This window comes from Mesonia profundi (assembly GCF_031085155.1).
GTDB lineage: Bacteria > Bacteroidota > Bacteroidia > Flavobacteriales > Flavobacteriaceae > Mesonia > Mesonia profundi.
In genome coordinates, this window is the sequence record NZ_JAVHUL010000013.1 from 1 (window position 1) to 12,497 (window position 12,497).

The 12,497-nt window shown below is 34.7% G+C and carries 7 protein-coding genes and 1 tRNA gene; 7 read left to right on the forward strand and 1 reads right to left on the reverse strand.

Translation table 11 applies throughout. The features are described 5' to 3' along the window. Positions 1-662: 662 nt before the first annotated feature. The 5 genes from dnaE to RBU60_RS06405 all read left to right on the forward strand — a co-directional run bounded on the left by dnaE (position 663) and on the right by RBU60_RS06405 (position 8,919). Complete coding sequence (gene dnaE / locus RBU60_RS06385) at positions 663-5,051, forward strand: DNA polymerase III subunit alpha (RefSeq protein ID WP_308863915.1); 4,389 nt, start codon at positions 663-665, stop codon at positions 5,049-5,051. 861 nt (positions 5,052-5,912) lie between these two features. Further along, complete coding sequence (gene trxA / locus RBU60_RS06390; RefSeq protein ID WP_308863916.1) at positions 5,913-6,230, forward strand: thioredoxin; 318 nt, start codon at positions 5,913-5,915, stop codon at positions 6,228-6,230. A 118-nt stretch (positions 6,231-6,348) separates the two neighbouring features. Further along, positions 6,349-7,278 carry a DUF58 domain-containing protein gene (locus RBU60_RS06395; RefSeq protein ID WP_308863917.1) on the forward strand — a complete coding sequence of 310 codons (930 nt, stop codon included), beginning with the start codon at positions 6,349-6,351 and terminating at the stop codon, positions 7,276-7,278. 86 nt (positions 7,279-7,364) lie between these two features. Next, positions 7,365-7,438: transfer RNA gene (locus RBU60_RS06400), tRNA-Asp, on the forward strand. A gap of 272 nt (positions 7,439-7,710) precedes the next feature. Then, positions 7,711-8,919, forward strand: a complete 1,209-nt coding sequence (locus tag RBU60_RS06405) for a site-specific integrase (RefSeq protein WP_308863918.1) — start codon at positions 7,711-7,713, stop codon at positions 8,917-8,919. Here the strand turns inward: RBU60_RS06405 and RBU60_RS06410 are convergent. Further along, complete coding sequence (locus RBU60_RS06410; RefSeq protein WP_308863919.1) at positions 8,916-10,379, reverse strand: hypothetical protein; 1,464 nt, start codon at positions 10,377-10,379, stop codon at positions 8,916-8,918. The genes RBU60_RS06405 and RBU60_RS06410 overlap by 4 nt on opposite strands. 241 nt (positions 10,380-10,620) lie before the next feature. Between RBU60_RS06410 and RBU60_RS06415 the strand changes: the two genes are divergently transcribed. Both RBU60_RS06415 and RBU60_RS06420 read left to right on the forward strand, forming a co-directional pair. After that, positions 10,621-11,493, forward strand: coding sequence for an AAA family ATPase (locus RBU60_RS06415; protein ID WP_308863921.1), 873 nt, complete (start codon positions 10,621-10,623; stop codon positions 11,491-11,493). Beyond that, a complete protein-coding gene (locus RBU60_RS06420; protein ID WP_308863922.1) occupies positions 11,465-12,466 on the forward strand; it encodes a DUF3871 family protein in 1,002 nt (333 codons plus the stop codon). Before RBU60_RS06415 ends, RBU60_RS06420 begins: the two co-directional genes overlap by 29 nt. Positions 12,467-12,497: the final 31 nt, after the last annotated feature.

Here is a 12,497-nt window from a genome sequence, read left to right on the forward strand (position 1 = left end):
CAATATATCAATAGATTTATATTTAATAGAAACATCAATAACATAAAAATCAGTATTATTTAAAATGCACAACGGGTTTAATAGAAACATCAATAACATAAAAATCAGTATTATTTAAAATGCACAACGGGTTAATATAATTCTCAACAAAAAGCTCTCTTCCTTAAAAAAGGAGGGGATGTTCCCACTAGTGGGAACAGGAGTGGTTGTGAAAAGGAATTTCAACAGGAATAATAGATATAAAAAGTGGGGCTTCGATACATCCCGAAACTTCAGGGCTCTCGAAAATCACTCAGCCACCTTTTTAGTAGTGAGAAAATAGGTAGTAGAGCATAGACCTAAAAAAAACAGCAAAATTAAAAAGTAAAGAAAACTAGATCCACGACTTTTAGACTTAAGAGAATTTTTGATTTCGATTTCATTTTCAATTTCTCTTCTTTCCTGCCATCCTAAAAAAAAAATCAGACTGCAAGACCTGCCCGACCGGTAGGGGGCGGGAGGCTTTTATTCAGGATTTTATGAATGAGAAAAACAAAACGTCAAATTAAGCTCGCCCAACCTAACTAAAAAAAACATCCTTTTTTTGTTGATAACTAAACTTTCTAAAACTGAAATGAATTCCTAATTTTATACGTTCAATACTTGCAAAAAAATAGGCATACATGTTTTTAATCTTCGATACCGAAACTACCGGATTACCAAAGCGTTGGGGTGCTCCCATCACCGATTCAGATAACTGGCCAAGAGCGATACAAATCGCTTGGCAGCTGCATGATGAAATGGGAAATCTGGTAGAGAGCGAAGATTTTCTAATTCGTCCAGACGGATTTAATATTCCGTATGATGCCGAGAAAATTCACGGAATTTCTACCGAATTGGCGCAAGAAGAAGGGATTTCCTTAAAAGAAGGTCTGGCGAGATTTAATTCAGCTTTAGCGAAAACCAAATTTGTTGTCGGGCAAAATGTAGGCTTCGACCTTAATATTATGGGCGCCGAATTTTACCGGGAAGGTGTGGAAAGCAGTTTAACAGAACTCCCCGTTTTAGATACCTGTACCGAAATTACAGCGAAGCTTTGTCAGATTCCTGGAGGACGAGGCGGGAAATTTAAACTGCCTACCTTAACGGAATTACATGAACACTTATTTAATCAGCCTTTTGCAGAAGCACACAACGCTACTGCCGATGTGGAAGCAACGACGCGTTGTTTTCTAGAATTGATTCGACTTCGGGTATTTACTTCGGAAGAATTAGATGCAGGTCCGGGGTATTTTGAAAATTTCTCTGAAGAGAATCCGCAGCCTATTCCATTAATAGGTTTAAAACACATCAATCTTAAGAAAGCTTCGGAAGTCATTCGTAAAAAAATGGCCGAGAAAGAACCCCAACAAGACCTTTCCGAAGAAGAGATTCAGGAAAATATTGAGGTGCTTCAAGACGAAGACTTTGTGCACTTGCATAATCACAGTCAGTTTTCCATTTTACAATCTACCATTAGCGTGCAGGATTTGGTAAAAGCTGCAGCCAAAAAGAATATGCCTGCGGTGGCTTTAACCGACCATGCGAATATGATGGGCGCTTTTCATTTTGTTTCCGCAGTAGCGAAACACAATGCAGAAGTAAATGAAAAAAGAGAAGCGGCTTTAGAGAGCGGAGAAGAGTTTAAGGAGCGAGAAATAAAAGCGATTCTAGGCTGTGAGTTTTTCGTTTGTGAAAATCACTTAGATAAATCTAGAAAGGATAACGGCTACCAAGTAGTATTGCTCGCCAAGAATAAAAAGGGCTATCACAATTTAGCCAAAATGTCTTCTATTGCGTACACTGAGGGCTTTTATTATGTGCCGCGAATCGATAAAGAAGTCATTAAGAAATACAAGGAAGATATTATCGTCCTTACCGGAAATCTTTACGGAGAAGTGCCTAGTAAAGTGCTAAATATAGGAGAAAACCAAGCCGAAGAAGCCCTACTGTGGTGGAAAGAGGAGTTTGGAGACGATTTATATATTGAATTGATGCGTCACGGACAAGAAGATGAAGACCGCGTGAATCCTGTTTTGGTAAAGTTTGCCGAGCAGCATCAAGTCAAAATGATTGCCAGTAATAACACTTATTATTGCGATAAAGAAAATGCCAATGCCCACGATATTTTACTCTGTGTAAAAGATGGTGAAAAACAAGCGACCCCTATAGGTAGAGGTAGAGGGTATCGCTACGGCTTACCAAATCAAGAATATTACTTTAAGTCGGCGGGAGAGATGAAAGAGCTCTTTAAAGACTTGCCGCAGACCATTACCAACATTCAGGAGGTGGTAGATAAGGTAGAGCCTTTTGTTTTAGCTAGGGATGTTTTATTGCCTGCTTTTACCATTCCAGAGAAGTTTTTGGATGTGAAAGATGAAGAAGATAAAGGAAAACGCGGAGAAAATGCTTATTTAAAACACCTTACTTTTAAAGGAGCCGAAGAGCGTTATGGGGAACTTACGGAAGAGATTAGAGAGCGTTTAAACTTTGAACTTTCGGTAATTGAAAATACGGGTTACCCAGGTTATTTCTTAATTGTAGAAGATTTTATTCGAGAGGCGAGAAAGATGGATGTTTCAGTGGGACCCGGAAGAGGTTCTGCAGCAGGAAGTGCGGTAGCCTTCTGTTTAAAGATTACGAATATTGATCCTATTAAGTACGACTTACTTTTTGAGCGTTTCTTAAATCCGGATCGTGTAAGTATGCCCGATATTGATATTGATTTTGATGATGAAGGTAGAAGTAGGGTGATGGATTATGTGATCCAGAAATATGGTGCCAATCAAGTAGCGCAAATCATTACCTACGGAACGATGGCCGCAAAATCTTCGATTCGGGATACAGCGAGGGTGTTAGATTTGCCTCTAGGGGACGCCGACCGCATTGCGAAATTGATTCCTGAAATGTCTAAGCTGCACAAGATTTTTGCGCTAGATGAAAAGGGGATTAAAGCTAAGTTTAGAAGTGAAGAAGTAGATAAGGTAAATGAGCTGCTCAATATTTCAGAGGGGAGTGATTTGGAAGCGCAGACGGTAAACCAAGCCAGGATCTTAGAAGGCTCGGTAAGAAATACAGGAATTCATGCGTGTGGGGTGATTATTACTCCGGGTGATATTACCGATTATGTGCCGGTATCTGTAGCTAAAGATTCAGATTTATATGTGACTCAGTTTGACAACTCAGTCGTAGAAGATGCGGGATTGTTAAAGATGGACTTCTTGGGATTAAAAACCCTAACGCTCATCAAGGATACCGTAAAAATTGTAAAAGGAAAACACGGAATTGATTTGGATCCCGAAAATTTTCCGCTAGACGATGAAGAGACTTATGCTTTGTTCCAACGCGGAGAAACGGTAGGGATATTTCAATATGAATCTCCTGGAATGCAAAAACACATGCAAGCGTTAAAACCTACGGTTTTTGAAGACCTTATTGCGATGAATGCTTTGTACCGCCCGGGGCCTATGGAGTATATTCCTAGTTTTATTGCTCGAAAACACGGGGATGAAGAAATTACGTATGACTTGGAGGATATGGAAGAGTACCTGCAGGAAACTTACGGGATTACGGTGTACCAGGAGCAAGTGATGTTACTTTCTCAGAAGCTAGCTAACTTTACCAAAGGTGAAGCCGATGTATTGCGTAAGGCGATGGGGAAAAAGCAAAAAGCGGTACTCGATAAGATGAAGCCTCAGTTTATTAATCAGGCGGCAGAGAAAGGACACGATCCCGTAAAGTTGGAGAAAATATGGAAAGACTGGGAGGCGTTTGCGAGTTATGCCTTTAATAAATCTCACTCTACCTGTTATGCATGGATTGCCTACCAGACAGCCTACTTAAAAGCACATTACCCCGCAGAATATATGGCGGCAGTACTTTCTAATAATATGAACAATATCAAAAACGTGACTTTCTTTATGGAAGAATGTAAGCGGATGAAATTGGAAGTATTAGGTCCCGATGTGAATGAATCCTATTTTAAGTTTTCAGTAAACAAAAACAACGCGGTTCGTTTTGGAATGGGAGCGATTAAAGGGGTAGGAAGCGGCGCTGTGCAAACCATTGTTGAAAATAGAAAAGAAGACGGAAACTACCGCTCTATTTTTGATATGGCCAAACGCATCGACTTGCGAGCAGCCAACAAAAAAGCTTTTGAAAGCCTAGCTTTGGCAGGAGGATTTGATGGATTTAAACCCACCCACAGAGCGCAATACTTTCATGAAGAAGGCGATGGCATTACATTTTTAGAAAAGGTGGTGAAGTTTGCAGCCAAGTTTCAAGAAAATCAAAACTCTTCTCAGGTAAGTTTATTTGGGGAAGCGAGTGATGTTCAAATTCCAGAACCGCTAGTTCCGCCTTGCGAAGAGTGGGGAACTATGGAGAAACTCCGTAAAGAAAGAGAAGTGGTGGGAATTTATATTTCGGGACATCCGCTGGATGATTTTAGGTTGGAGATGAAATATTTTTGCAATTCCTCTTTAGGGTATTTAAGTGACTTAAATATGCAAATTAATAAAGAGCTTACGTTGGGCGTGGCGGTGAGTGATGTGCAGCATAGAGTGAGTAAAAACGGAAAAGGATGGGCTATGTTTACGGTAGAAGATTATAATGAATCTTATGAGTTTAGGATTTTTGGAGAGGAGTATTTAAAATACCGTCATTTTTTGATGATCAACAACTTTGTACGTATACGGCTTTTTGTCAAAGAAGGTTGGGTAAATAAAGATACGGGCAAAAAAGGAGATGCTAGAATACAGTTTAGGGATTTCAATCTTTTGCATGATGTCATTGAAGAGAATGCGAAAAAGCTGACCATTCAATTGGATGTAGATGACTTGAGTGAGCAAAAAATCATTTCCCTTAAAGAGTTATTCCATATGCACAAGGGAGATCACTTGCTTAACTTTGTCGTCTATGAGCTTCAAGAAAAAATTAAACTGCATATGCCCAGCAAACGACAAAAAGTAAAAATTTGTGAGGAGTTGATTACAGAGCTGGAATCGCAAAACATTAAGTATAAATTGAATTAAGGGTTTGTTGTAAAGTGAAAAAATAGACACAAGACCTATAAAAAGTGAAAAATTAAAAGTTTAAAGTGAAAAGTGTGCTTCGATACAATTTTCTCTTGAAAATCACTCAGCCACCGTCTTTAGTAGTGAGATGGGGGAAATAGAACATAGATACTAGAGTCTAGAACCTAGACCAAAGACTTTTAGACTAAAAAAAGTGAAAAACGAAAAGTGAAAAGTTTAAAGTGAAAAGAGAAAGTCGGAAATTGGAAGTTAGAGATTACAAAACGAGAAAAATTTTAAAAATAAAAAACGAAAACATGAAAAGAAAGTAAACCGGCCTATCGAAAGTTGCGCGTAAAATTGGCAGTGCAGTAAGCGTAAAAATTTTAGGCTGTCTGAGACCGATGATAATCGGGTGAGTTCCTAAAATTTAGCTTGCAAACTTACAATTTAGCGCTAGTTTCGTAAGCCTAGACTTTTGCTTCTTTTCGGTAATGGAAAAGAAGAAGAACTTACATCTAAAACGCTAATGATTGTCGACTAATAATTCATATACATTAAAAGTTAGAAGTGAGACTTCGATATGCCCGAAGTTTCGGGGCTTGCAGGAATTTACTCAGTGATCGTTTTGAGACGTGATATGGGGGGAGTAGAAAGGAGTGAATAGACTTAAAAAAGTGAAAAACTATAAGTGATAAGGGTAAAGTGGGGAATAATTATTAAGTCCAAAAGTCCAAAAAACAATAATATATAAAAGCAGTCACCGGTTTAAACCAACGTATAACTTAAATTGATAGGCAAATAATAGAAACCCATTCTTAAGTGTAAGGTAGATGTAAAATATTTGACTATTTTTGTAATATAAAAAAATTTTAAATTATGGCATTAGAGATAACAGACGCTAATTTTGAAGAAAAAGTATTAAACAGTGATCAACCTGTATTGGTAGACTTCTGGGCTGCTTGGTGTGGACCTTGTAGAATGGTTGGACCTATCATTGACGAAATTAGTAAAGACTACGAAGGTAAAGCGGTAGTAGGAAAAGTTGATGTAGATGCAAACCAAGAATTTGCAGCCAAATACGGCGTAAGAAATATTCCTACGGTATTGGTTTTTAACAAAGGGGAATTAGTAGGTCGCCAAGTAGGAGTTTCTCCTAAAGACACATATGCAAAAGCAATTGACGAATTATTATAGTCAATCTTTCCATTATACCTAATTTGAATAAACAATTGGTATTATATAAAAAAGGTTTAGCTTAACTGCTAAACCTTTTTTATTTTTAGACCCAATGCAACCAAAAAGAAAGTCGATCATGAAGCTGCAAGATGAAATCAATAAAAGTGAAGGTTTTGGAAATTTAGACCATTTGGCGAATCAAATTGTGGAAGGCTTTATCTCGGGGATGCATAAAAGTCCGTTTCACGGCTTTTCAGCCGAGTTTGCAGAGCATAAGATTTACAACAATGGGGAAAGTACCAAGCATATTGATTGGAAGCTCTACGCGAAGACTGATAAGTTATATACCAAGCGCTATGAAGAGGAAACCAACCTGCGCTGTCATGTGATTATAGATAACTCCTCTTCGATGCATTACCCTAAATTAAAGGAACAGAGTCTAAGTGAGTATAATAAAATAGGCTTTGCTGCTCTAGCGACCTCAAGTTTAATGAAGTTGCTCAAAAAGCAGCGAGATGCTATGGGCTTGAGTATCTATAGCGAGAAGTACGAATATTACTTGCCCGAAAAGGGAAGTGAACGTCACTTTCAATTGTTGTTGCACCAGTTGGAAGAAACGCTAAAAAAAAATCCGCAGCAGCGAAAAACCGAAACCTATACCTATTTACATCAGATTGCAGAAAAGGTAAAGCGGCGTTCTTTGATTTTTCTCTTTACGGATATGTTTCAGTCCAATGAGGACGAGCAACGGTTGTTTGAAGCCTTGAGACACTTAAAATACAATAAGCACGAGTTGGTGTTGTTTCACACGTTTGATGAGGAGAAAGAGGTCAACTTTGACTTTGATGAGGCTCCAAAACGCTTTACGGATGTAGAAACGGGGGAGGTGATTCCGCTTTACGCGGAAAATGTAAAAGAAGAATATCAAAAAGAGGTAAAAAGATACATGAAACACTTGGCTCAGATGTGTCTTCAGTACCGAATAAAGTATGTGCCTGTAAATATTCATGATAATTTTAATAAAATTTTGACGACCTATCTTATTGAAAGACAAAAATTTAAATAATGAAGTGAAAACTAATTAAAAAAAAGCTCAAAATAATTTTGGTGAAGTAATAAAGAAGTATATATTTGCACTCGCAATTAAGCAACGGTCTGGTAGTTCAGTTGGTTAGAATACCTGCCTGTCACGCAGGGGGTCGCGAGTTCGAGTCTCGTCCAGACCGCAATCCCGAATCATCGGGTGTAAAAAGCTTTCATTTATATGGAGGCTTTTTTTACGAAGTTGTGTTGTGTATGTCAAGTTAATCTTGGCATCTAGGTTTAAGTAGTGTTAAACCAATGAAGAGCTTTTCCTGTTATAGGGAGAGGCTTTTTTTGTTTGGGAGAGGTTTTGCTCTTTTAAGGTATGCTTTTAGGTATACCCTAAATAAAATTAGGTATACCCTTTTACTAATCCTTATCCATCTATTTCTGTAGGTCTTACAAAATTATAATTATGTACGACTACAAGATTTCAATTTTATTTTATTTACAAAAATCAAAAAAGAACAAGAGAAATAAATGTTCAGTAATTTGTAGGTTAACCTATAATAAAAAGCGCAAACAGTTTTCTACAGGTATATCTTTAGAAGAAATTGACTGGGATGCTAAGAAGCAAGTTTCTAAGAATAACCAAATTAATGATCAGTTAGAGATTATTAGTTCAGAGATAAAATCAGTTTTTCTAAAGCTTAAGATTTCTCAAACTCCATTTACAGTGAATGACATTTATAAGGAGTTTAAAGGAGAAACTAAATCTAAAGAATATGGTGTTATAGAATACTATAATCTAGAGTTAGCTAAAAAGAAAAAACTAATAGATATAGAGCTTAATCAGGCTACTTGGAACAAATTCTTATATATTTCTAATCATTTAAAGGAGTTTGTGAAATGGAAATATGACAAAAGTGATGTGCTTTTAAATAACCTTACAATGAACTTCTTAAGTGAATTTGAGTACTTCTTAAAGACAGAAAAGAAGCATCAGCAGATTACTGTTAATAAGGCTACTCAAAGGTTTAAGAGTGTGATTAGGGCAGCTGTAGGAGAACAAATAATAAACAGAAATCCATTTTATGCACATAAACCTAAAAAAGTTAAGACTAAAATTGTTTACTTAAATCAAAGAGAACTAAAATCTTTAGAGGAGTATACTTTTTCTCAATCAAGATTATCTCAAATAAGGGATATGTTCATTTTTTGTTGCTATACTGGTTTAGCCTATGCGGAAATGTCTAATTTATCTAAAGAACATATTACTTTAGGTTTTGATGGCTTTAAGTGGATTGAAATGTATAGGAAGAAAACTAGCAGTTATATTTCAATTCCTCTACTTCCTAAAAGTGCCAACATTATAGTGAAATATATTAATGTGAAGTCTAATTATATATTGCCTAGAATATCTAATCAGAGATTTAATTCTTATTTAAAAGAAATTGCTTTAATTGTTGGTATTGAGAAGAGATTGACTCATCATATAGCAAGAAAAACTTTTGCTACAACTGTTTTACTTTACAATGATGTACCAATGGAAATAGTTTCTGAATTGTTGGGACACTCAAAAATAACTATTACCCAAGAACATTATGGAAAAATAGTCAAAAAGAAGGTCAGTGAGCAAATGATTAAACTTAATTTTAAATTAAAAAATGATGGAGGCCATTAAGCAGCCTCCATTTTTTCATTCCAGTGTTCTATTTTTATTGCAGGAGCAACTCCAATTGCTTCAAATAACACTTTTGATAATACTTCTTTTACATAATGAACATTTTCTTCAGTTGTTATTATAGAGTCGTGTAATGTAAATAATGGTGCTTCTGGTCTAATATCTGTAATAATTTTACAGGCTTTATGAAGCACTATTTCTGCTTCTAAGTTTTGTAGTATACAAGCAAGAGCATTGTGTTTATTTTTTTTAATAATTTTAAAGATATGGTGTACAGAAGGAAACTGTTCTTTAAATAAAATCATTCCTTCATTTGGAAAATACCTTACTTTTTTAGTTTCTGGATCAATCACTTTACATTTTTCATTATTATGCCCAAACATACTGCTGAACATTATTTGTTTAGCTTTCTTTCTTCTTTTTGAAGGACAAGGTTCATCTATTAGTTGTTTTTTCTGTAATTGATCTCCAAATGCTTCATAGAATCTCCCATTAGCAACTAGTTCAGTGAAAACCTTTATATCATCCGTATCATAGTTTGGGTAATTACAAAGTGCCAACATTATAGTGGATGATGCTTCATTATTATATTTATATATTTTATCTCTAATTCCATTATCTTTATATTTTGTAGGATTTAAAATACTTAATGATAAGTAAGGTTGTGAGTTCTTAATATCTATTGCCATTAATGGCTCTCCTTTGTACTTAATAAATTGTCTAAGTTCTCCTTTTAGTTGAGTTAATATAGTATGGACTCTTCCAGATGTACTGTCTTGATGTAAGATATAATCTCGATCTTTAAATTTCTCTATGATTATTTTTCTGCTATAATACTTCCTTTCACAATGTGGAATTTCATTTTCTCTTTCTTCCAAATATAAGTTGAATAACCATTTTTTTGCTCCGAGATAATCAAATTCTAGATCATCGTTCCACCACTTTTCTAAGTAATCCATAGTATTAGCAGTAATAGGAACAAATACTTCTTTTGAAGTTCTTTTTCTTTTGCAAATAGCCTTAATGAGCCTTTTCCAAGTTATAATGTACTTTCTAATATCTTTATTATATCTCAAAGTAAATCTATAACCAGATGAAGTCAAGCCTGCTTGATATTTAAATAAACTTCTTTTTTCTAAAACCCCCACTCTTACTAAATAAATAAGATATTCTTTGTACTCCCTTACTCTTGTTTTAAGTATTACGCTATTTATAGGTGTATATCCATCCTGTAATTGAAAATCATAATCTTTCAACCTCATAGGGATGCTATAAATCAAGCTTACAACATAAGCTAACTTATCTTTATTAAATCTATTTATGTTAGGTGGGTATCTCTCAACCAATTCATCAATATCCAAATTTTTAGGTATGTATACAAAATACATTCTTGGATATTCATCTTTACTTGTATTAATAATTTGTACTGAGTTTTCCTCGTCATAATTTTCTTTATTCATTATATAAAATTGAATGAAGAATTATGATTACGAATGAGGAAAACTACATTGGTAATCAGATAATTCTATTAAACAATTTTAGATAAGAAACAATTTAATTATATCAGTATTCTCAATCTAAATCTCTGTAATATTTTTTCGAAGTAGCCCATTTCTGGGAGTCATTTTGGAATTACAAAGATACAAAATAACTCCCATAAAACCTTAATATTTACTGTAAATTTTTAAAAACCAATACATTATGAAACTAAGACAATCAGAAAGAAAAAAAGCTAAGATAAAACTAGCTTTACAAGGAGCTGCTGGATCAGGGAAAACCTACAGCAGCTTATTATTAGCAAAAGGATTAAGCAATGAGGCTTTATCTAAAGTAGCCATTATAGATACAGAAAATGGTTCAGCAGATTTATATGCTCATTTAGGAAACTACAATGTACTTACATTAGAGTCTCCTTTTACTCCAGAAAAATACATCAAAGCTATAGATGTTTGCCTACAAGCAGAAATGGATGTTATAATTATAGACAGTATTTCACATTGTTGGGATTACCTTATAGACTACCACTCAAGCTTAGCAGGAAATAGCTTTGCTAATTGGGCTAAAGTAATGCCATTACATAAAGCTTTTATAAATAAAATACTTCAAGCAGATGCTCACATTGTAGCTACTATGCGTACTAAACAAGAATATGTCTTAAATAAAAAAGATGGTAAATATATTCCTGAAAAGGTAGGACTTAAAGCAGTACAAAAAGATGGAGTAGACTATGAGTTTACTATTCTATTTAATATTGATAATAAGCACTTTGCTATATCAAGTAAGGATAGAACAGGTTTGTATATAAATAAACCGGAGTTTACTATTAATCCTGCTACAGGAAAGAAGATACTTGAATGGTGCAATAGTGGTACTAATCTAGAAGAAGCTAGAGCTAAAATAAAAGACTGTAAAGATATAGAGTTGCTAAGGCAATTATACATTCATTATAAGCCTTGGAGAGAGCTCCTTGAATATGACTTTAAAAATCAAAAAGATAATTTACAAACTAATGAAATATTGTTAAACCCTAAAAACTTTAATCAAAATGGAACTACTACCAGTAATCAAAAATAGACCTATTATAGAATCTAGTGTACCTAGACTTAATCATCCAACTATACCATCCTTTGAGAATAAACCTTTTATAGAAGCTAATACTATAGAGGTTAATATGAACCATTTAAAAAATGATTGTATTATACCTGTATTTAGTAAAGACAATGAAAAAACCATTGCACATCAAGAGTTTGTTGAGGTTGTTCAGGAGTGTATAGGTAAAACCTTTAAAAGAGAGACTATTGAGAACCCTGAAATAAGGGTTTCTCATCAAATTAAAGGTAGAGTGCCTTCTGCCATTTATAAGCCAGCAAAAGAGCTGCTTGATGAGGAAAGGACTGTGTATTATGAAAGAATGGCTTTTATTATACGCATACCTTCAGTAACATCTGTAATAGATGGAAATAGAATTGCTTTAACTCTAGGAGGGGTTAGAGCCTACAACCAAGAGAATTTATACAATAAGAAAACCTATGAGAAATTTAAATTCTTTATAGGATTTCAAAATTTGGTTTGCTGCAATTTATGTGTGTCTAGTGATGGATATGTAGAAGAGCTTAAAGCTGATAGTTTAGACAGTATGAAATCTAAAATCACTAAAGTTATTAGTGACTACAAGGCTATAGATCATATGCGTACTTTAAAAGATTTAGCAAATTACAATCTTACTGAACATCAATTCGCCCAGCTCATAGGAAGAGCTAGATTGTATAACTATTTACCTAAACAAGAGAGAATACTAATTCCTGATTTATTAATGAATGATGGACAAATCTCTACTGTAGCTAAAGATTATTATACAGATGAATCTTTTTGTAGAAATGCAAAGGGAGATATTAATCTTTGGAAGGTATATAACCTCTTCACACAGGCTAATAAGAGTAGCTATATTGACACTTTTTTAAATAGGAATATCAGTGCTTTTGATTTTTCTAATGGACTCATTAAGGCTATCAATGGTGATGAAAATTATCATTGGTTTTTGAGTTGAGTGATGCCCAACTTCTTTAATTAGAGGTTGG

Bases quoted from the DNA above. Each gene is read 5' to 3' on its own strand.
- dnaE (WP_308863915.1), top strand. From the start codon at position 663: ATGTTTTTAATCTTCGATACCGAAACTACCGGATTACCAAAGCGTTGG.
- trxA (WP_308863916.1), top strand. From the start codon at position 5,913: ATGGCATTAGAGATAACAGACGCTAATTTTGAAGAAAAAGTATTAAAC.
- RBU60_RS06395 (WP_308863917.1), top strand. From the start codon at position 6,349: ATGAAGCTGCAAGATGAAATCAATAAAAGTGAAGGTTTTGGAAATTTA.
- RBU60_RS06405 (WP_308863918.1), top strand. From the start codon at position 7,711: ATGTACGACTACAAGATTTCAATTTTATTTTATTTACAAAAATCAAAA.
- RBU60_RS06410 (WP_308863919.1), bottom strand. From the start codon at position 10,379: ATGAATAAAGAAAATTATGACGAGGAAAACTCAGTACAAATTATTAAT.
- RBU60_RS06415 (WP_308863921.1), top strand. From the start codon at position 10,621: ATGAAACTAAGACAATCAGAAAGAAAAAAAGCTAAGATAAAACTAGCT.
- RBU60_RS06420 (WP_308863922.1), top strand. From the start codon at position 11,465: ATGGAACTACTACCAGTAATCAAAAATAGACCTATTATAGAATCTAGT.